The following is a 21072-nucleotide window of genomic DNA, read 5'->3' on the forward strand; positions in this document are numbered from 1 at the left end:
GGAATGAAAACCATTCTGTAAATGTATTTTACCTATGAAAAGGGCTGCTGTACACTTCCATTAAAGGGAGTTGGCCGTTATGCGTTACGCAGCTAAATTAATCATTCAGGTTTTGTTCTTTATCGTATTCTCGTGGCTGATGAATCATATGGTTGAATGGCTTCATTTGCCTGTTCCCGGCAGCATTCTGGGTATGCTGATCCTGTTTATCCTGCTGCAGGCGAAGATAATTCCGCGCAAATTCGTGGAGTTCGGCTCCGATTGGCTTATAGCGACGATGCTGCTCTTTTTTATCCCTCCCGCGGTGGGCATTATTGGCTACAAGCAGCTTATTAGGAGCGCCGGCGTGCAAATCGCGCTTGTTCTTACATTAGGCACCGTTATCGTCATGTTATGCAGCGGACTGGTGGCGCAGCGGGTTGCTAAGCGAAAGGAGGAATCGCAAGTATGATTATGGAGACCGTAAGTTTGCTTATTACCGTAGTTGTCTATATGTTGGCCCAAAAAATTTACCGTTATAAACCGATTATGCTTTTATCGCCATTAATCGTGACCCCGTTGGTGCTTATCGTGCTGCTGGCGGTGACAAGAACCAGTTATGCCGACTATAACACGGGTGCCCATTGGCTGTCGGATATGCTGGGGCCGGCCACGATCGCGTTTGCTATTCCGTTGTCCAGACATTATGATCTCGTCAAAAAGCATGCCGCGCAGATCATGATCAGCGTATTCACCGGCTCGGCGGCTGCCGTTGCTTCGTCTTTGTGGCTGGCGCAAGGCTTTGGACTTAATGATAAAATCATTTACAGTCTTATTCCGCATTCCGCAACAACGCCGATCGCGATGAATGTCTCCCAATCTATAGGCGGCATTCCGACGATAACGGCTGTTGCTGTTATGGTTACCGGAATTTTCGGCTCCTTGGTCGGGCCTCCGATTATCCGCCTGTTCCGGATCCGCAACGAGGTTGCGCGCGGTGTTCTGCTTGGAACGAGCGCCCATGGGGCGGGGACATCCAAAGCCTTTGAGCTTGGCAGCATCTCGGGCACCGTATCCAGCGTGTCAATGATTCTGACGGCGATTATTACCTTGTTTTTGACGCCGCTCCTGCTGGGACATTAGAGCATTATCAGAAAGGAAACATACATGATGCAACCCTTATCGAAGCGGCAAACCGTTGTACTCATCGCATTTCTCGTGCTGGTATGGGGGATCAACTGGCCGCTTTCCAAATACGCGCTTCATTTCATGCCGCCGATATTGTTCTCGGGAGTCAGGACGCTCCTTGGAGGCTTGCTCCTTCTAGCTGCCGCGGTCCCAAGATACCGCCTTCTGCAATTCCGGCAGACATGGCCTATTTATCTTCTGTCCGCGGTCGTTAACGTTGTGCTGTATTACGGGCTTCAGACGATTGGCATTCAGTATTTGCCGGCCGGTCTGTTCTCGGCGATTGTTTTTCTTCAGCCCGTACTGGTTGGTTTTTTCTCCTGGTTATGGCTTGGCGAGCTGATGAACGGGTTAAAGGTGATTGGCTTGGTTCTGGGCTTTGCAGGCGTAGGGGTGATATCCAGCGGGGCGAGCGGCGCATCGGGGCATATTTCGGCAGCGGGCATTCTGCTTGCGCTGGGATCTGCGCTCAGCTGGGCGCTTGGTACCATTTATGTAAAAAAATCCAGCGGCAAGGTGAATCATATTTGGCTCGTTACGATGCAGCTGCTCATCGGCGGCGTGTTTATGACCGGACTTGGTTCGTTAACCGAAAGCTGGTCGGAGGTAGAATGGAGCGGCCGATTTGTGGTCAGCCTGCTGTTCATCTCCGTCTTTGTTATCGCGCTTGGCTGGCTTGTCTTCTATAAGCTGATGGACTCGGGAGAGGCAGGCAAGGTAGCATCCTTCACCTTCCTGATTCCGCTTGTAGCTATTCTCATTGGCACCGTATTCCTGCATGAGCCCTTTACCTATTCACTATTAATCGGACTTGTGCTGGTGCTTGGCAGTATTTATCTGGTGAATCGGCCGAGACGCTTGAACGCTATCCTGTCTTAATGCAAAAACCGCCCTGGAAAGGGCGGTTATTTATTATTTGTTCGTCCGGATAAACGGATGGTCATGAATATCGAAGGTTTCATATGCTTTGCCGACCATATCCCTGTCCTTGTCGAACAGATGGGACGCTTTATCGTAAATGCCGCTTGCTTTCGCTACATGGTTCAATTGCTCGACCATAAACTCCGAATTGCAAAGCACAAGCACCTTTTTGCTGTAGGCGGTAAGCTCCTGCTGGAATTGCACGGCTCTTTCCGCAACCTCGGGCGAATAGACGACCGGCTGGCCGTCGGAGGTCACCATGCCGCGATGATCGACAAGAACGTCCAGCTCGTCTTTCCCGTATGCGGAGCATATGCCAAGCACGATATTGGACATGTACTCGACGTCCTGCTTGCCCGATGCCAGGCCGTTTACCTGGAAAGACAGCAGCTTTTTATCCGGATCCAGCGTGTAATGAACCCGGTCTTTGAAAGGAACAAGGAAGTCCTTCGGCTGATAGGCCTGCTTGGGAGAGAAGCGTTCGCCCGAGAATAGATAGGTCACGCTGATTTGCAAGGCAGAGGCGATCTTCTCGATATTGATAATGCTGACATTCCGTTCCCCGCGCTCAACGCCGCTTATGTAACTCCGGTCAAGGCCGGCCCGATAGGCCAGATGCTCCTGTGACATTCCGCTCCGGGCGCGCAGCTCTTTGATTCTCTGTCCAAATTCGATGCGAATATCCACGTTAGTCCCGCCCCCAGAATCTAGTATTCTCCTTTGAGATTATCTGCAATGTGACTTAAAGTCAACAGACGGATGGACGTAATGGCGATATGATAGATTCAGTTCATTGCGTAGGAGGATTCTATGCCATTTATCCAATTACGGGATATTCCGGTCAACTATCAGATTTATAATGCGGAATCTACTTCGGAAACCATCGTTTTTATACATGGCTTGGGGCTGAACCAGGAGGTTTGGGAGCCTATCCTGCCTTATTTCTATGCGCATTACAGGGTTGTTGCATTCGATTTGCGGGGCCATGGCCGTACCGATCGGGGCGATGCTGCGCTAAGCTGGGAGCTGTTTACGGAGGACTTGCGTTTGCTGCTGCTTCAGCTGGAGCTTGGACCGGTCCATGTGCTGGGTCATGGCTTTGGCGCAACCTTAGCGGTGAAGTTCAGCATTCTGCATGCCGAGCTTGTCAAAAGCCTTCTTTTGCTATCCACGCCAGCCTTTCTGCCAAGAAAAACAATCGAATCCGCGGTCCATATCCGCAAGCGGCTGACAAGCAAAGGGTCCATGCTTTCTCTTGCTGAAAGCATGGTTAGCGGAATCTTTAAGCTGTCCCCGGATAACGGGTTATACGGGAAAATCATATCGGCCTACATGTCGGTAGCGCCGGATACGTATTTTGATACGTTAGAGCTGTACATGAAGTCTCCGGTGAACATGGATTTTGGGCAACTGGCCCATCCAACGCTGACGTTGGTCGGCTCCGAGGATTCGCTCTCCCTGACTTCCAACGCTTTATCCTCCCAGCTGCTGATGCATTCGTCGCTCATAGTCGTACCGGGAGCAACCAATACGTTGTTTATTGATCAGCCGCAATTCACGTTTGAACGGGTACGCGAATTTATAGCGGATCCGTCGCAGGTAGTAACGGATTACGCGTCCTTCGAATGTCATGTGGCGAAATACGTGATGCAGTATTTCAACGATGCGTTCGAACAATTGCTGAACAAAAAGGCGGTACAGGCTTAGAGCCTGTACCGTTTTTTGTTTCAATCCGATAAAATCGGCAGCGTAATCAGGACGGTTGTGCCTTGATTGGATACGCTTTGAATATGAAGACCGAACCCCGGCCCGTGCAGATGCCGGATGCGGTCATTAATGTTCAATAAACCGATGCCGCGGTTATCCGAGCCGGGAAGGCCAAGCGCTGCGCCTTGGCTCAGCTGCTCCACGAGGGCTTCGAATTTACCCTCCTCGATCCCAATCCCGTTGTCGGTTATCTCGAAGAATAACCGCTTCTCCTGCATGTAGCCTGTTATTTTTAAATAACCTTTCTCAAGCTTGGGCTCAAGACCATGATAGATTGCGTTCTCCACGACGGGCTGCAAAATAAACTTCGTCATCCGCAGGCTCTCGATTGGCTCGTCAATCTCCCATTCGAATTCAAACCGGTTGCCGAAGCGGGTAGAGATGATCGACAGGTAATTGCGGACGCAGGCCAATTCCTCGCGGACATAGACGACCTCGGCGCCTTTTATGCTGTATCGCAGAATGTTCGACAGGCTTTCCGTGACAAGAACGATTTCCTTGGCGTTGTAGGCATAGCCGATTCCTTTAATGCAATCCAGCGTATTGTACATGAAATGCGGGTTAATCTGGCTGATCAGGGCTGACAGCTCGGCTTGTTTTTTCGCCAGCTTCATTTCGTAAAGGGAGGACTGCGTGTTGATGACTTCATGCGTCATTTTGTCGATCTCATCCAGCATCATGTTGATATGCACGTACAATTCGCCAAATTCGTTGCGTTCGGTGGTTTGCAGACGCTGCGTCGGCTTGTGCAGCTCAATTCGGTTCAGGAATCGGATCAAGGTTGTGATCGGGCGCGTAATATTCCGGTTGAATACCGCTCCAAAGAAGACGGACAGGAGCAGGAATAGCAGCACGAGCACCATGCCCGTCACGCGGACCGGCTTCAGGTCATCGCTGATCTCATGCGTAGGAATCATGCTGACAACTTTCCAATTGGTCTCGTTAATCGTTTTCGCCTGAAGCAGGTTGCTGACCCCGCTTTCGCGGAAACGGCTTTGCTTCGAAGGCGAGTTAACGAGACTGATCAGCTGGTCCGACACCTTCGCGCCTGTCTTGAAGGAGCCGTCATTGCTCGATACAATCCGGTTCGAAGCATCAAGAATGAGAAACTTCGTTCCTTTGGTCATATTGAGGCCATGCAGGAAGGAATCCAGCTTTTCGGTTGACAATTGAACGATGCAGGTGCCGATTTTGTCAAACGGATTCGTGTTCTCCTGCGACCAGTAAACCGATTGTACATACCCGTAATAATACGTGTCCGTAACCGGATCCTTGACGATATCGGTAAAAGCATGGGTATTCCGCGTCTTGTCGTACAAGGCGTATTGCACTTCGATATGGTCCAGCAAGGTTGTCGGATACCGGTGGTCGCTCGACTTGATGCCGTCCATATCCACCAGAATAATATTGCTCACCTGCTCGTTCGACTGGACAAAATAGGGCGTAATGCCGGCCAAAATCTCGCTGTACGTCTGCTTCATAGCCGCTTCGTCGCTGTCCAGAAACAGCTGCGTATACTTGTTGAAGGAAAGCAGCTCCGTTGCCTTCTTCACGTTCTGATTGGAGGTTTCGATGCGCTCGACCAGCTGGGTCAGCAAATTGTCGGCATATTTCTCCGATCGGCTCTGGATGATAGTCGAGATAGCGAAATAGTAGAAGACCTCCAAGATGAACATAAACAGGATGGAGATGAGGATTAACAGCAGCAATTGCTTTTTGAGCTTCATGCTTTTTAACGATGCCAGCATGTCAGATTAGGCCTCCGCAGCGTGATTCATCTTTTTAGGGCAGCTTCCTTCCGGTATTTGGCAGGGGTCAGCTGATAATGCTTCTTGAATACGTTCGAAAAATAGTTCGTATCGCTGAATCCAACCTTGTCGGTAATCAAGTCGAGCGTCAGGTCGGTTTGCGTGAGCAGCTTTTCCGCCCGCTGCAGGCGCAGGTCGGTTACGTATTGCACGAAGGTTTTGCCTGTCGTTTTTTTAAACAGATCGCAGCAGTAAGTAAAGTTCAGGTGGTACCTGGAGGCAAGCTCGCTCAGCTGCAGCTTCGAGCAGAAGTTCTGGTTCACGTCATGCAGCAGCTTGAGGAAGCTTTCGTTTACCGTAGAGCCTTTGTCCGGTTCGGCAAACTCCCGCTCGGGCTCGAAGAAATCGCTCAGGCGGGCGCATAAGGCGGTAAAGTCGGCAAAATGATAGAATAGCGCTTCCGGATCCTCAAAGTCGGCGAACATGGGGAATATGCCGTTGTCGGAACGGTATCTGAGCAATAGCGTCCGGATATTGGAGACGAGAAACAACACTTCCTCCATGCCAAGCGACTGACTCTTGAAATGCTCGGGCAGCTTGCCGAACAAGCTGACGAGCAAGCTGTCCTGCCCGCAGGAAAGGGCGGTTTCCAGCTGGTCGGCAAGCTCGAGTACTAGAGGGTACTTGGCAGACCGATAAGCGAACACGGACTGCTCCGGCTGCACGAACCTGCCATACTGCGCCATTCGAGCCTCCTTGACTAGACGGGGCAGTTGCTCAATCTGTTCCGAAACCGAACTAATCCCCAGATAGCGGCCTGCAGCTGCAGATACAGCCAGCTCCGGCGGTTGGCTGCCGTTAACGACACGAACCGTTGTTGTCGTCCCTAGATTAAAGCTCCATCTGTTGCAGTCCTCCGCTACTCCGCCTTGGGCAATCCCGCCTCTCTCCTCCATCGCATACCAGAAGGGCAAAGGTTCTTTGCCGGAAGGCATCCGGAACAGCTCTTCAAAATTCCCTTCCCCTCTGACAACGCTTTCATACCGCTGCTCATCTTCCGCCCTCCGCTTTTTTTCCAAATGCTCCTTAAGCTTGGCAAGCAGGGGATCTGTCTCCGAGCTGTTAATCGGCTTCAGCATGTAATCAAACACGCCGTTACGAATCGCTTCCTGCGCATAAGAGAAGTCGGCGTATCCGCTCGTAATGATAAATTCGGTATGCAGCTGAAGCTGCTTGGCGGTCTGAATGATTTCGAGTCCGGTCATGCCGGGCATGCGGATATCGACAAAGGCCGCGTGATAATCATTTGACCGGAGCAGCTCCAAGGCTTCAAACGGATTATGGGTCTCCCCCGCAATCCGGCAGTCGTATTTGTCCCAAGGGAATGAGTTTTTCAAAGAAAGCAAGGACCATGGCTCATCATCCACTAGAAGTATGTTGTACATTGCTCGGGCCACCTCCACAAACGTCGGTCAAGTCTGATTCTTATAGTACTTCCGTCTCTATGGAATTGGCAAGATAGTTCGCGGGCCAAAAAGGTTTTGCGGAACGGCATCCGAAATTTCTCCGTTTTACAAACCGAAAATCGTCCATAGTCCGTTTGGCGGCGATCTTTTATAGTTAGGCCAGTAAACGTTTACAACGACAGATACGGCATTCAAGTGAGGCGCACTTGGAGTGCCGGGTAAAGGAGTGGACATCCATGCCATCAATCGCGCCAACCCTTGCCGAGCCTGCTGCGAAAGTCCGGCGCAAATCGGTATGGAACGAGATCAAAAAAAACCGTTACAGCTATTTGTTCATTCTGCCGGGCATGATCTTCCTCTTCGTCTTTATGTATTATCCGATGTACGGAGTGACGCTTGCCTTCAAGGAATACATGATCAATAAAGGCATCATGCATAGTCCGTGGGTCGGCTTCCGCAACTTCAGCACGCTGCAGGAGGATCCGCTGTTCTGGGATGCTTTCTGGAATACGTTCCGGATGGGCTTCTGGTATATCGCAACGGGCTTCCCGGCTACGATTATTCTTGCCCTGCTGATCAACGAGCTGGGCGCCAGAAGATACAAGAGACTGCTGCAAACGATTTATACGTTTCCGAACTTCTTGTCCTGGGTTATCGTTGCCGGCGTCATGCTGAACTTCCTGTCAACGGAAGGGGTGATCAACCAGATTCTTCATTTGTTCGGATCCCCGGGCTACGAGTTTCTTGCGGATTCAAGCCTGACCAGACCGCTTATGTACATCACGTCGATCTGGAAGGGGGCAGGCTGGGGGGCTATCATTTATTTGGCCGCAATCGCCGGCATCAACCCCGAGCAATACGAAGTGGCCGAAATTGACGGAGCGAACCGTTATCAGAAAATGTGGTACATCACCTGGCCCGGTATCAAGTCGACAGCCGTCATCCTCCTTATTCTGGCCTTTGGCGGCATCATGAACGGGGCGTTCGACCAGATTCTGAATTTGACCAACCCGATTACGCAGGATGCGGCAGAGGTGCTTGATACCTATATTTACCGGGTGACGTTTAACTCTTCCATCTTCGATTATGGTTTCAGCACGGCGATGGGATTGTTCAAATCGGCGATCAATTTCGTCTTCCTGATCCTTGCCAACAAAATCGCGAAGATGCTTGGCGAAGGAGGCATTATGTAATGAGCCGCAAGAGATGGGATTTCTTCGATTACTTTAACCTGATTCTCCTGACTTTCCTGGGCATACTCGTCATCTTCCCGTTCTATCATACGGTGGTGCTGTCCCTAACAACGGAGAAGGAATATATGACCAACCCGGACATTATGTACCCGAAGGTCATCAGCTTTATCAATTACCGTTACGTGTTTGAGTATTCAACGATCTTCCGGTCGTTCCTGAACTCTATTATTATCGTTGTCGCCGGCGTAGCTTACAGCATGTTCCTGACGGTCACGATGGCTTACGGCTTTTCGAAAAAAAGCTTTCCCGGCAAAAACCTGTTTATGAACCTGGTTATCTTCACGATGTTCTTCAGCGGCGGTCTCATTCCGTTCTATCTCCTGGTGGATGATCTCCATCTGCGGGATACGCTGGCATCGGTTATTATTCCGTTTGGCCTTAGCGTGTTTAACATGGTTATCATGAAAAACTTCTTCGAGCAGCTGCCGAAGGAAATCGAGGAATCCGCAAGCATTGACGGTGCCGGACCGGTCCGCACGCTCGTGCAGATTCTGCTGCCTTTGGTTACACCCGCCCTTGCGACGTTGTCCTTGTTCTATGCGGTGGACCGCTGGAACGAATGGTTTTTCTCCGGGCTGTTCATCGGCAAGCGCGAGCTGTTTCCGATCCAGCTGATCTTGAGAGACATTCTGTTCTCGAGCAACGGAAACATCAACATTCCTCAGGAAGCGGGCATCCGCTCTTTCTCCGAGGGCATTAAAGCGACTTCGGTCGTCATTGTTATCGTACCGATTATGATGGTTTATCCGTTCCTGCAGCGGTATTTCGTCAAAGGTATCGTAGTTGGCGCTATTAAGTCCTAATATAGGATGATAATAGATATTAAACAGACGAAGGGGAGTTCACTACCATGAAAGCGACTAAAGTGGCTGCAACACTGGGCACCCTGCTGATCGCAAGCTCCGTTATGGCGGCATGCGGCGGCAACAATACGGACAACGGCAATAATAACGGCAGCAGCAACGCGAATCAAACAAGCAAAGCGGATGCCGCAACAAACGCGCCGGCCGAATCGGCAGCTGCGGATTCGAATCCTTACGCCGAGCATTACACCTACGAGGTTTACTCGCTGGATGCGCCGGCAGACTTCGATTCGTTCCCTCTCGTAAAGGAAGCGAAGGAGAAGTTTAATATCGATATCAAAATCCAGCAGGTTCTGGGCGATGTATGGGATCAAAAAACCCGTACGCTTGTCGCTTCCAACGACCTTCCCGAAGTGGTGGCCTGGTACAACCTGAACTACGGCGAATACGTAAGCTGGGCGAAGCAAGGCGTATTTAAAGCGATCGATACGTCCAAGTATCCGAACCTGGACAAATTGACGAAGGAATACAAGATCTACGACAAAGTGAAGGTGGACGGCAAGCTGTACGCCTTCCCGAAAGTTATCGTGAGCAATCCGTACAACGAGATTGGCACCGAAATGTACATGTACCGCAGAGACTGGGCGAAAGCGATGGGTCATGATTTTGCTCCCGTGCAGGACATGACATGGGATGAGCTCACGAATTACCTGAAAGAGCTGAAAGAGAAGGATCCCGCCAAGCTTGGCGACAAGCTGGTTCCGCTTGAAGTGGGAAGCGGCGGCAAGGGCTGGTCGGGTACGTTTGGTCTCCAATTCAACCCGAATATACAGACCTATTTCAAGAAAGACGGCGAGTGGGAATTTGGCGCCGCGCAGCCGGAGACGCTCGAAGGCATCAAGCAAGTGAAATCGTTGTACGACCAAGGACTTTTGGCGAAAGATTCCTATGCTTATAAAGACGGCGAAGGTCTCGACCGCCTGTATGCGGGACGCGTCGGCGTGTACTACGGCAACCAGAACGTAGCCAACATGAAAGACATTATCACGAAAATGCAAGTAACCAATCCAAACTTCAAAGACGAGGACTACGGCGTATTTATGGTGACCATGCCGGACGGCAAAGTACACGTGAAAGAGAAATTCGAATGGTGGGGCTCGTTCGCGTTCGCTTCCTCGATCGACGACAAGAAGATGGACCGCTGGCTGCAAATGGGCGACTGGCTGCTGGAGCAGGAACAGCTGGAGAAAAACGCATACGGCGCGCAAGGCGTGGACTGGACAAAAGACGGCAGCGCGGTTAACGTAACTTGGCCGAAGGATGCGCAAGGCAATTACTCGTTTACGAAGGATAACGGCAAGAACTACATTAACGACCAAAAAATGTTTACGAAATGGTTCATTCTTGAAGGCACGGACGTATGGCTGGAAGGCAACCCGCTCTACAGCGATTACTTGAAAAACGACCTGCTCAAAACCTATGTAGAGAAAGCAGAAGCGGCCGGTCCGGTTATGACGTCTAACAACTACGATCTGGACTTCTTTACCGCACCGAACAAAAACAAATACGGTACGTTTGGCGACGATGTGCGCGATAACTTCATTAAAGCCGTTGTATCGAATAACCCTGAGCAAGTATGGAATTCGTTCCTGAAGAGCATCGAGCCTAAGGTGAAGTCCGTAACGGCCGAGCTGGATAAAGGCTTGCAGTAAGAAGGGGCATAAAGAGTAGAGGGAATTGCATCATGCAATTCCCTTTCGTTTGGCGGTCGTTTTGCAAGCGCATTCAACATTTTCATAAAACGAATAATGGAGGGTGTTGGAAGATGAACAGACGTTTCCTGTCCAAATCTATCTTGTTTGCCATGATAACGATTCTTGCGATTAGTCTGATGAAAATTCCTTCCGCCTACGCGGTCAGCAGCATGACGCCTTACAGCAGCTACGTCGCTGCAAGCACCTGGATTCAAGGCGCGGAATACGAGCTGAATCCCGGCAAGGATACGGCCGCGCGCATTCAGCATGACCTGCCGATAATGAAGAGCGAATACAACATCAATACCTTAAACCTGTACGGTCTCGAAAATATTAGCCAAAGCGACCGCGATCTTCTGTTCAGCACGCTTTCAGCGCTTGGCATGAAGGCCGTTGTCCGGATTGAATGGTATGATACGAGCAATTTTGCTTTTAATACCTCCGATGCGGATACGGTAATTAACCATTACAATTCTTTGCTCGCTGACGTGAGCAGCGCCGGCAAAAGAGGCAGCGTGCTTTACTTTGCCTTGAATATGCCGGTGGACGATCCTTCCGTGCAGACGAGGCTTGGCGGCATTAATTCGTCAACGTCGCAGACGAGGCAGATCAGCTATGCGTCGAGCTTTGTCAGCAAGATGAGAACGAAGCTGAGTTCCCTTGGTTTTTCGGGAGGGCAGCTGTATTTAAGCGTCTTTTACGGCTGGGATTTTGCTTATGACATTCCTTCGTACACGGGCTCGAACGCCGACGGCTACTTCTTTAACAATTACACCTATCCCGGCTCTACGATTCCGGACGAAACCGCAACGGATGCGGTCCTTATCAATCAGACGCGGCTGCAGCAGGGGATGACGAAATTCCAGGCGCAATACAGCGGCAAAAATACGGTCATCGAATACGGCTTTCATACCTCCGAGTTTAACGGCGGCGTGAATCCGAATCAGACGGCGGGACTGGTTAAGACAAAAGCCGCGAAGCAGAAGGCGCTCAAAGCTACGACCAATTTCTATAAAACCAATTACGCGAACGTAAAAGGCAGCCTGTACTTTGGCTATAACCTGCTGAAGGAAGAAGGAAGCCCTTCGGCTCTCATGGATTGGGCGCTGGAATACCCGGCAACCGGCAAGATTGAAGGGGAGAACGGCAGCCGATACGGGCAGGCGGTTACCTATGCCGACTCGGCGGCTTCCGGCGGTTCCGGGGTAAAAGGACTGGATGCGGCCGGAGATGCGCTTGCTTTCTTCAACAGCAAGAAGGGCACCTCACTGCAAATCCGGTACGCCTGCTCGGGCAACAATCAGCTAAGCCTGTATATCGACGGACAGCATGTCCAGGATGTTTCGTTTCCTTCGACAGGCGGCTGGACGGGTACTTACGCAACCAAGACGGTGTCCGTCACGATTCCTTGGGGCGCAACGGTACGGCTTCAACGGGATTCGGGGGACAGCGCGGTCAACATCGATTATGTCATCCTGCCTTAATTGCGTCGGCAGCATGGAGAGGAGAAAGCAACGTGATGAAGAAAAGCTTGAAGATTGGCTTGATAGCAAGTTTGTTAACGCTGGGCATCGCAGGCAGCCCAATGGCTCCCGCGGGCAAGGCCAAAGCCGCCGCATCCCCCGATGCGGCGGCAATGACGCCCTACGAGGGGCCATATGTGGACTTGTACGAGAATCCGGACGGGGCGATTAACGGTTCGACTTATATTTTCAACCCGGATGCGAACTTCCGGGAGCGAATGGTCTTTGACTTCAAACGGATGAAGGAAGCCACGAACGTGAACGCGATTGGCTTTTACAACATTGTCCAGATGACGGACGCCGACCGCGATGCGTTATTTGATGCGCTGGAGAAAAACCGTCAGAAGGCGATTATCCGGATCGAGGCCTACGACGGCAGCACCTTCGATTGGGACAATAACGACCCGGCGCACAGCGATGCGGTCAGCGTCATTAATCATTACAATACGAATGATCCGGAGCATGGCTATACGGCGCTGCTGGATTATCTGAAAGCGAATGACAGGCTGAAGGATGTCGCTTATTTTGCCGTTAACATGCCGGTTGACGACGGTGCCGTAGCCGATCATTTCAAGAACGCGTTGTATTCGGATGGCCGCGCCAACCCGGAATGGTCGAGCAGCCAGGTGGCGTATGCGGATGATCTCATGCACCGCCTGCGCGATATTTTAGGCGATTCTTCCTTGGCAAAGCTGTATCTAAGCGTGTTTTACGGCTGGGATTTCGCTTATCATACGCCGTCCTATGCGGATATTGCGCATAAAGCGGACGGTTATTTCCTGAATAACTACAGTTATCCGGCGGGAAGTCCCCCCGATGAAACGGCATCCGCTTCGGAGCGCATTAACCAGCCGAGGCTGCAGCAGGGAATGGACCGCTTTATGGCCCAGTACCCGGATGCTCCGAAGATTATCGAATACGGCTTCCATACGTCGGAGTTTAATCATTACAACCCGACCTCGCAGACCGCGGGCCTTGTAAAGACTGCGGCAGCGAAACGGCTGGCGCTTAAGGATACAACAGCGTTCTATAAGGACGGTTCGTCGGGCGGAAAGTCGTTTAACGTGCGAGGAACGCTCTATTTTGCGCAAAACCTGTATAAGGAGGAAGGCAATCCGCTGACCGTTAGCGACTGGACGCTGGATTATCCTTCGACAGCCGCCTTGGAAGCGGAAGACCCGCTTGCGGCGCTGTCCGATGCCGTTATTTCCGAGGATGCCGAGGCATCGGGCGGGAAGCTGGCGGAGCTTGCGGCGGAAGGCATGACCGTGCAATTTTTCAACGTTAATGCGGCGAGTCTGTTGAAGGTGAGATATTCGGCGGCAGCGGACACCACGCTAAGCTTCTATATCAATGGCTCCTTCCAGGAGAGGGTCAGCTTCCCGGCAACAAATGGCTGGGGCGAGATGTACATCCATGCGAATGTGCCTTTGCTTGGTTCTGCGAAGTTTTTGCGGGATACCGGGGACGGAGCGGTAAAGCTGGACAGCCTGCAGGCTTACAGCTATTACGAAGCGGAAGCGGATACCGAGACTAACGGTTCATTGTATCAAGATGCTGCGGCTTCCGGCGGTCAAGGCGTGACCTTGCCCGCGGAGCAAGGAAGTTATCTGGAAATTGGCGGCGCGGGCGTCAAGCCAGGCACAAGACTGCTTATTCATTACGCTTCCGAGAGCGACGCAAAGCTGGCTTTATATGTGAATGGGAGCAAGGCGTCCACGCTAACCTTTGAGGGGACAAACGACGCGTACGTCTCCTCCGTTATACCGATGTCGATCCCGGCCCATGCCAAGCTGAAGCTGGTACGCGAAACGGCCGGCAGCGGGCAGATGAATATCGACTATTTGCAGGTTAACGGAGATTACGAAGCGGAGTTTGCATCCGGTTTGTACAACGGAGCGCATGGTTTTGCCAATCCGGCTGCTTCCGGCAGCGGCGTCGCGGCGGATCTTGATTTTCCGGGAGCTTCCACGGTGTTTAACGGAGTTGTTGGCGGCAAACAGCTGAAGATCCGTTATTCCGGCACGCAGGATAACAGCATGACGGTGTATATCGGCGGCCAAAGCTTTAACGTCTCTTTCCCGTCAACCGGAAGCTCATCCGCGTTTAGGGAAGTTTATATCAACAGTGCCATACCGAATGATGCAACCATCGTCATTCAGCGAAACGGCAATAACAGCGCAGCAGGCTTGCAGCTGGACTCGATTGCCAGCCTTGGCTGGTATGAAGCGGAGTCGGCCGTATTAGGCGGAGCTGCGGCGGTCGCCGGGGATGCGGCTGCCTACAGCGGCAAGCAGGCGGTGGTCTCCGGCACCGGGGATTCCGTGCAGTTCCCGAGCGTGGCGGGCGGAAGCCAGCTGCAGGTTCGTTACTCGGCAGCGGCGGATGCGCTGCTTGCATTGTACGTGAACGGACGCCATATGACCGATGTCCGGTTCCCTGCGACGGGAGCGTTAACCGGCGCTTACAAATCAACGACGGCTAACGCAGATATTCCGGCGGGAGCAGCGGTTAAGCTGCAGGCTGATTCCGGTACAGCCGCAGTCGGCTTGGATTCCGTCTCGGTTATCGAGAAGAATGAAGCCGAAACGGCGAACTTGATTGGCGGAGCCTCCGTATACGCCGACATCAAAGCTTCCGGCGAAGCGGGAGCGGATCTTGCGGCAGCAGGCGACGGGGTAGAGTTCACCAATGTGAAAGCCGGCAACAAGCTGCTTGTCCGGTATGCAGGCGAAGCGGACGGCAAACTTGCTCTTTACGTCAACGGCGCTAGGAAAAAGGATGTCGTCTTCCCGGCAAATGGCGTTTGGAAAGGCGCTTATAATGTAAGACCGATAGATGCGGATATACCGGCCGGAGCCGCGGTAAAATTGGTTTGCGAGAACGGCGGAAGCCGCGTTCGCGTCGATAACCTGGACGTAGCGGGAATTGTCGAAGCGGAGAACAGCGGCACCGTCTCTGACGGTGTTGCCCTGCAGGATGACCGGACCGCATCGGGCGGAGCTGCAATGACGGGCTTTGCGGCAGACGGAAGCTTTATCGCTTTCACCAACAAGAACGGCGCCGGCTCCGTTTCGGTAAGGTATAAATCCAATACGGATGCCTCGTTTACCGTTTATGCCAAGTACCGGAATAACGTGGATGACGCTTCGGTCTATAAGACCGATACGCTTGGCGTTATTGGACTGCCGGCAACAGGCGGGGGGTACCGGACGGCGGTGCTGAACGCTTATATTCGGGACGGCATGCAAATCATCCTGAAGAAGGAAGCGGGCAACGCGGCGGATGATTCTCTTATTGTGGATTATGCGGGCTTCTCGGATAAAATGGAGGCGGAAGCGGCCGTTGTTGGCGGCGGTGCGGCAGCCCATTACGAAGGCGAAGCTTCTCCCGCATCCGCCCAAGGGCAAGTCATCGCGACCGGCGGCGAAGGCGCTTATGTCCAGTTCGACCATGTCAAAGCGGCTAACCGCGTAATCATTGGCTATACGAACGAGGCGGTTCAATCGGCCAGCCGGTTCAGCTTGTATGTAGCGAAGCCGGGCGAAGACTTCAAGTTTGCCCAGAAAATAACGTTTGTCCCAACCGGCAGCTGGAGCGGCCCTTTTGCCGAGCGCGCGCTGGATATCGACATCCCGTCTGGCTCCAGGATCAAGCTTCAGAATGACGGCAACGGCGATACGCCGGTTCACTTCGATTATATAAAGCTGACCGGTGTCTACGAAGCGGAGAACGGCAATTTCTACGGCAATGCCAGAACCTGGTATAACGCGGTAACCGAGCCAAACGGACCCTCCGGCAGCTATTGGGCTTGGGCGTTTGCCGATATCGGGGATGCCGTTGAGGTGCAAGGCGTGCGGGGCGGCAACGAGGTGCGCGTCCGTTATTCGGAAGGCGAGAATCCGGGTACGAACGGACAGCTTGGCTTATTCGTAAACGGAGCTTACAAGAAAGATATCGTGATGCCTTATACCGGATCCTGGGGCAAATACGAAGTGATTCAGACCGATGAGAGAGTGGCGGACGGCTCGGTAATCAAGCTGCAAAATACGAAGCAGACCGACCATACCGCGCCAATTGATTATATGGAAATCCGCGACAAGCAGCGCGAAGCGGAAAATGCGAATCTGTATGGCCAAGCAGCCGTTGTTTCCGATGGGAATGCCATGTACGGCTATGCGGTTCACGGTCTCGGAGCAGCTGGAGATTCGCTTGAGCTTCCGGGGATGAATGCAGGCAGCAGGCTTGTTGTCAAATACGCAAGTGCCGCTGACGGAACGTTAAGCCTCTACGTGAACGGCATGAAGAAAGGCACGGTTTCTTTCCCGGCAACGGCTGAGGGGGCTTATGCGACGGTAAGCGCCGACGTTGAAATTCCGGCTGGTGCAGTTGTTTCGCTGAAGCATGACAGCGGCGATACTTTTGCTCCGGCTGCCGCGATTGATTCGGCCGAAGCTGCCGGAAACTATGCATCGGACAATCGGTACGAAGCGGAAGACGGGCAGTTGAACGGAGTTGAGGCTTCGGCTGACGCGAATGCTTCGGGCAGCTGGAAAGTTAATGCGCTTGGTGACGGTGCGGCGGTTACGCTTTCGGAGGTTAAAGGCGGCAAAGCGATACTCGTCCGTTACGCTGCCGCGGAGAGCGGAGAGCTGAAGCTATACGTAAACGGAGAGCCGAATGGCACGGCTGCGTTCCCGGCTACTTCCGGCGCATGGAGTTGGCTGGAGATGAAAGCGCATATCCCGGGCAACGCTTCCATCGAGCTTCGCAATGAAGGAGCAGCCGAGACGGTATCGCTGGATGCCTTCCGGATCTCGGACAAATACGAAGCGGAATATTCAGTTATGAACGGAGAGTCGAATGACGGCATTAAGCCCGGCGCCTATAACGACGCATCGGCATCCAACGGCCAAGGCGCTGCGCGGCTGTGGGCGCCGGATAACGGGAGCGGCTCCTTCGAATTCCCGGGCGCAAGCGCGGGAACCGAGCTTGAAATCGCTTATGCAAGCGGCGATTCGAATAACCGCAAGCTGACGCTTTATATGAACAACGAAAAAGTTCAGAGCGTTGTTTTCCCCGCTTACGAAGGCGGCGGTTGGGACGGCAAGTACAATACCGTATCGGTTCGGGCGTCTATTCCGGAAGGCGCTGCGATCAAGCTGCAGAAGGATGCGGGAGACAGCGAGGTCAACCTGGATTATGTAAAGGTAAAAGGCATTTATGAAGCAGAGGACGCGGAGCTGTCGGGCAGCGCTTTTGTATCGGCGGATCAGGCTTCAAGAGGATTAAGCGTTGGCGGCATCAATACGCCTGCGTCAGGCGTGACCTTCCGCAATGTCATTGCCGGTAATACGGCGTATATCCGTTACGCCAGCCAGGGCGAAGGCACGCTGTACCTGTATGTCAACGGCGGCTCGAAGAAAAAGGTCGTCTTCCCGGATACGGGCGGATATACGGGAACCTATGGAGTGGTGTCCGTTCCGGTATCGATTTCGGCGGGAGACTCGGTTCAGCTGGTATTCGAAGCGAAGCCTGGCGAAAATCCGGTAAGTCTAGATAATTTGACGATTCGCACCGATAACGACCAAACGGCGGGCAACGGGTTGACCGTCACCAGCACGGTTGCCGGTCTTTCCTTGCTCGTGAATTACAGCAGCACCGCGGATGGACAGATGAGCCTGTACGTGGACGGAGCTTATAAGCGAAAGCTTCTATTCCCCGATACGCAAGGCGCGCCGCAGGCAAAAGAGTTCAAAATAGCCGTCCCCGCAGGTGTCGAAGTAAAGCTGCAGGATGACGGCAAGCCGGATGTTCCGGTGAATCTGATCGACATGGCGGTATCGGATAAATACGAAGCCGAGTATGCGAAATTGTTCGGCGTGGATGGAGACGGCCATGCGACTTCTCCGTTTGTGGACGGCCCGGCTTCTAACGGGCAAGCGGTTCATTTTATTTGGGCGGATGGCAGCTATTTGGAGTTCCCGGACGTGATTGCCGGCAATCGTTTTACCGTTGGTTATTCCGGGGAGGAAGCGGGCCGCCATCTCAGCCTGTATGTCAACGGCGAGAAGAAAACGGATATCGTGTTTGCGAATACGGGCGGCTGGACCGGTCATTATGAGGAAGTAACGGTACCTGTCGATATTCCGGAAGGCGCAGCCATTAAGATCCAGCGCGACCCCGGCGACTCGGATGTGATTATTGATTACATTCAAGTGACAACGGAAGGTGCGGAAAATCCGGATCCGGGTACTGATCCAGGCGACGGCGGTGATCCGGGCACGTCAACTCCTCCATCAAACGGCAATGGCAATCCTTCGCCGGTTCCCGTGAACGGCACGGTTGAACTCAAGCCGGTTGCGCAGACAGGCGATGCCGCGAGAGCGGAGTTGTCCAGCTCTGTGCTGGCTGTCCTGTTAAGTCAGGCTAAAGCGGATCAAAAGGGGGTGAAGACCATTAAGGTAAGCCTATCGGCCGTTGGTTCCGCGAAGGCCTATACCGTTGATCTGCCGAAGGAGCTGTTCTCCGCGGCCGGTCAATTGAAAGCCGATAAGAAAGTAGAGCTGGCGACACCGGCAGGTACGATGGTCATCCCGAACAACATGTTTAGTTCTTCTGAGCTGCAAGTAAGCGGGAAAGTGAGTTTATCTCTTGCAGAGGCAAACGTGGCTGGATTGCCAGCCGAGGCGAAAGATCGTATTGGCTCGCATCCGATGGTTGAGCTGACAGCTATGGCGGACGGCAAGGTTATCGCTTGGAATAACCCGGATGCGCCTGTTACCGTCGGCATCGATTACAAGCCAACAGCCGAAGAACTGAAAAATCCGGAGCGGATTGTAATCTGGTACGTGGACGGCGCGGGTAAGCTTCATCCCGTTCCAAGCGGGCGATACGATCCGGCAACGGGGCAAGTCATGTTTACGACGACACACTTCAGCAAGTATGCCGTTGCCTATGCTGAGGTTGCTTTTAACGACATCTCTTCCGCCCAATGGGCGTCCCAAGCCATTGAAGCGATGACGGCGAATGGCGTGATGAACGGCGCTTCAGTGAATGCATTTGGTCCGTCCGCTCCTATCACAAGAGCGGAATTTATCGATGGATTGATGAAAGCGCTGGGGCTTACGGCCAAGTTTGATGCAAATTTTGCGGATATGGAGACGACCGACTCTTACTATGAAACCATCGGAACCGCTAGGTCGCTGGGCATTTCGAATGGAACCGGTAATGATAAATTCCAGCCCAACTCCCCGATTACGAGACAGGAGATGTCTTCCTTTGTCGTGCGCGCACTGAAGGCGGCAGGCAAGCTGGATGCCTCAGCGGCAGGCAGCGCTTCCGATCTGAACGGCTTTAAGGACAGCGCTTCGATTGCTAAATACGCGGTAGAGGATATGGCAACGTTGGTGAAAGCCGGCATCCTTATCGGCAGCGGCGGCAGGATCGACCCGCGGGGCAATGTGACCAAAGCGCAAACAGCGGTGGTCCTGTACCGGATTTTTACGAAATAGTTTTATAGAGCTGCTCTTAAAGGCGATCCTTTAGGGGCAGTTTTTTATATAACAAAGCTCTCCATTCAAGCGGATAACGGAAATCATTATAATAGAACATAATTGCTGATAGAGGTTGGTGAGGATTATGGGGATAACGAAGATGATTTCGGATATGGTGGGCAATCTGAAACAAATAAAAGGCGTAACGGCTATTGTTCTCGGCGGTTCAAGGGCTAGAGGGACGGACAACCCCAATTCGGATATCGATATTGGGATCTACTACGATTCCGAGGCAGGGCTCGACATATCCGAGCTTCGTAAAGCCGCTGCCGGAATGGACGACGAGCATAGAGAAAACGTTGTGACAGAAACAGGCGAATGGGGACCGTGGATTAACGGCGGGGGCTGGCTGAAAATCAATCAATTTCCCGTCGATTTTCTCTATCGGGATCAACGCAAAGTGTCGCAAGTGATCGAACAATGCATCAACGGAGAAATCACTATGGATTACCAGCCGGGACATCCCCATGGATTCGTCAATTCGATCTATTTGGCCGAGATAGCGCTGTGCCAAGCGTTATGGGATCCTACGGGGATTGTGGGTCAACTAAAAAGCAGAACGACTCCGTATCCTGTTGCTTTTAAACAAGCAGTGATTCAAAGGTTTTTCTGGGAGGCAGGCTTTTCTCTCGAGAATGGATACAAGGGCATCCATAAAAAAGATTTATCTTATATCGCTGGCTGCTGCTTCAGATCTGTGGCTTGCTTGAATCAGGTATTGTTTGCGGTTAATGAGACCTACTTGATGAATGAGAAGGGAGCATCTGCTATCGTCGATTCGTTTTCTAATGCACCAAGCCAATACGCTCATCGGATAAATGAAATATTCGCCCTGGTCACGGAAAGTCCGAATGATTTAAAGAAAGCCCTTAGCCTGCTGAGGGAAGTCATTCGGGATACCGAACAACTTTTGAAGTAAATAATTGACAATAATGTTCGTTGTGTTGTAAAAATGGAATAACAAAATAAAATACCAACTTGCGATGATGAAGAGAGTACGCATAACGAATACTCCAGAGAGCTGATGGGTGGTGCGAATCAGTGTAGGGATTATGCCGAAGTGGGCTTCGGAGCATCCAAACCGAAAAAGATTTTGAGTAGGCTTTGGCGAAAG

The 21072-nt window shown here is 52.3% G+C and carries 13 protein-coding genes and 1 other annotated feature (1 of these 14 only partly in view); of the genes, 10 read left to right on the forward strand and 3 right to left on the reverse strand.

The window, feature by feature from the left end:
• Positions 1-79: 79 nt before the first annotated feature.
• Genes FHT67_RS03035 through FHT67_RS03045 form a run of 3 tightly spaced genes read left to right on the forward strand, consistent with a single transcriptional unit; the run spans position 80 to position 2046 of the window.
• Positions 80-451, forward strand: coding sequence for a CidA/LrgA family protein (locus FHT67_RS03035; protein ID WP_167195532.1), 372 nt, complete (start codon positions 80-82; stop codon positions 449-451).
• A complete protein-coding gene (locus FHT67_RS03040; RefSeq protein WP_167195535.1) occupies positions 448-1122 on the forward strand; it encodes an LrgB family protein in 675 nt (224 codons plus the stop codon). Before FHT67_RS03035 ends, FHT67_RS03040 begins: the two co-directional genes overlap by 4 nt.
• Before the next feature lie 27 nt (positions 1123-1149).
• Entirely contained in the window at positions 1150-2046 is an 897-nt protein-coding gene (locus FHT67_RS03045; RefSeq protein ID WP_167196832.1) for a DMT family transporter, read from the forward strand.
• A gap of 33 nt (positions 2047-2079) precedes the next feature.
• Here FHT67_RS03045 and FHT67_RS03050 read toward each other — a convergent pair whose 3' ends face one another.
• Positions 2080-2775 (reverse strand): helix-turn-helix domain-containing protein, encoded by a 696-nt coding sequence (locus FHT67_RS03050; protein WP_132303825.1) that lies wholly within the window; start codon positions 2773-2775, stop codon positions 2080-2082.
• 123 nt (positions 2776-2898) lie between these two features.
• Between FHT67_RS03050 and FHT67_RS03055 the strand changes: the two genes are divergently transcribed.
• Positions 2899-3795, forward strand: a complete 897-nt coding sequence (locus FHT67_RS03055) for an alpha/beta fold hydrolase (protein ID WP_167195538.1) — start codon at positions 2899-2901, stop codon at positions 3793-3795.
• Positions 3796-3815: 20 nt separating this feature from the next.
• Here FHT67_RS03055 and FHT67_RS03060 read toward each other — a convergent pair whose 3' ends face one another.
• The gene (locus tag FHT67_RS03060; RefSeq protein ID WP_167195540.1) at positions 3816-5603 is read right to left on the reverse strand and encodes a cache domain-containing sensor histidine kinase; all 1788 of its coding nucleotides are present in this window, start codon (positions 5601-5603) and stop codon (positions 3816-3818) included.
• Between the two features lie 26 nt (positions 5604-5629).
• Positions 5630-7048 carry a helix-turn-helix domain-containing protein gene (locus tag FHT67_RS03065; RefSeq protein WP_167195543.1) on the reverse strand — a complete coding sequence of 473 codons (1419 nt, stop codon included), beginning with the start codon at positions 7046-7048 and terminating at the stop codon, positions 5630-5632.
• 257 nt (positions 7049-7305) lie between these two features.
• Here FHT67_RS03065 and FHT67_RS03070 point away from each other — a divergent pair, with 257 nt between their 5' ends.
• The 6 genes from FHT67_RS03070 to FHT67_RS03095 all read left to right on the forward strand — a co-directional run bounded on the left by FHT67_RS03070 (position 7306) and on the right by FHT67_RS03095 (position 20877).
• The gene (locus FHT67_RS03070) at positions 7306-8262 is read left to right on the forward strand and encodes an ABC transporter permease (RefSeq protein WP_167195546.1); all 957 of its coding nucleotides are present in this window, start codon (positions 7306-7308) and stop codon (positions 8260-8262) included.
• Complete coding sequence (locus FHT67_RS03075) at positions 8262-9125, forward strand: carbohydrate ABC transporter permease (RefSeq protein ID WP_132303835.1); 864 nt, start codon at positions 8262-8264, stop codon at positions 9123-9125. Before FHT67_RS03070 ends, FHT67_RS03075 begins: the two co-directional genes overlap by 1 nt.
• A gap of 47 nt (positions 9126-9172) precedes the next feature.
• Positions 9173-10837: a type 2 periplasmic-binding domain-containing protein gene (locus FHT67_RS03080; protein ID WP_167195549.1), complete on the forward strand. Its 1665-nt coding sequence runs from the start codon at positions 9173-9175 to the stop codon at positions 10835-10837.
• A 113-nt stretch (positions 10838-10950) separates the two neighbouring features.
• Entirely contained in the window at positions 10951-12363 is a 1413-nt protein-coding gene (locus FHT67_RS03085) for a carbohydrate-binding domain-containing protein (protein WP_167195552.1), read from the forward strand.
• A gap of 35 nt (positions 12364-12398) precedes the next feature.
• On the forward strand, positions 12399-19916 hold the full coding sequence (locus tag FHT67_RS03090; RefSeq protein WP_243866952.1) for an S-layer homology domain-containing protein: 7518 nt from the start codon (positions 12399-12401) through the stop codon (positions 19914-19916).
• A gap of 127 nt (positions 19917-20043) precedes the next feature.
• Complete coding sequence (locus FHT67_RS03095) at positions 20044-20877, forward strand: nucleotidyltransferase family protein (protein ID WP_167195558.1); 834 nt, start codon at positions 20044-20046, stop codon at positions 20875-20877.
• Between the two features lie 55 nt (positions 20878-20932).
• Positions 20933-21072, forward strand: a binding site (T-box leader) (it continues 119 nt past the right edge of the window).

The organism is Paenibacillus sp. BK720 (assembly GCF_011761545.1).
Classification (GTDB): Bacteria; Bacillota; Bacilli; order Paenibacillales; family Paenibacillaceae; genus Pristimantibacillus.

Excerpts from the sequence above, each read along its gene's own strand:
- FHT67_RS03035 (WP_167195532.1), top strand. The coding sequence starts at position 80 with ATGCGTTACGCAGCTAAATTAATCATTCAGGTTTTGTTCTTTATCGTA.
- FHT67_RS03040 (WP_167195535.1), top strand. The coding sequence starts at position 448 with ATGATTATGGAGACCGTAAGTTTGCTTATTACCGTAGTTGTCTATATG.
- FHT67_RS03045 (WP_167196832.1), top strand. The coding sequence starts at position 1,150 with ATGCAACCCTTATCGAAGCGGCAAACCGTTGTACTCATCGCATTTCTC.
- FHT67_RS03055 (WP_167195538.1), top strand. The coding sequence starts at position 2,899 with ATGCCATTTATCCAATTACGGGATATTCCGGTCAACTATCAGATTTAT.
- FHT67_RS03060 (WP_167195540.1), bottom strand. The coding sequence starts at position 5,603 with ATGCTGGCATCGTTAAAAAGCATGAAGCTCAAAAAGCAATTGCTGCTG.
- FHT67_RS03065 (WP_167195543.1), bottom strand. The coding sequence starts at position 7,048 with ATGTACAACATACTTCTAGTGGATGATGAGCCATGGTCCTTGCTTTCT.
- FHT67_RS03070 (WP_167195546.1), top strand. The coding sequence starts at position 7,306 with ATGCCATCAATCGCGCCAACCCTTGCCGAGCCTGCTGCGAAAGTCCGG.
- FHT67_RS03075 (WP_132303835.1), top strand. The coding sequence starts at position 8,262 with ATGAGCCGCAAGAGATGGGATTTCTTCGATTACTTTAACCTGATTCTC.
- FHT67_RS03080 (WP_167195549.1), top strand. The coding sequence starts at position 9,173 with ATGAAAGCGACTAAAGTGGCTGCAACACTGGGCACCCTGCTGATCGCA.
- FHT67_RS03085 (WP_167195552.1), top strand. The coding sequence starts at position 10,951 with ATGAACAGACGTTTCCTGTCCAAATCTATCTTGTTTGCCATGATAACG.
- FHT67_RS03090 (WP_243866952.1), top strand. The coding sequence starts at position 12,399 with ATGAAGAAAAGCTTGAAGATTGGCTTGATAGCAAGTTTGTTAACGCTG.
- FHT67_RS03095 (WP_167195558.1), top strand. The coding sequence starts at position 20,044 with ATGGGGATAACGAAGATGATTTCGGATATGGTGGGCAATCTGAAACAA.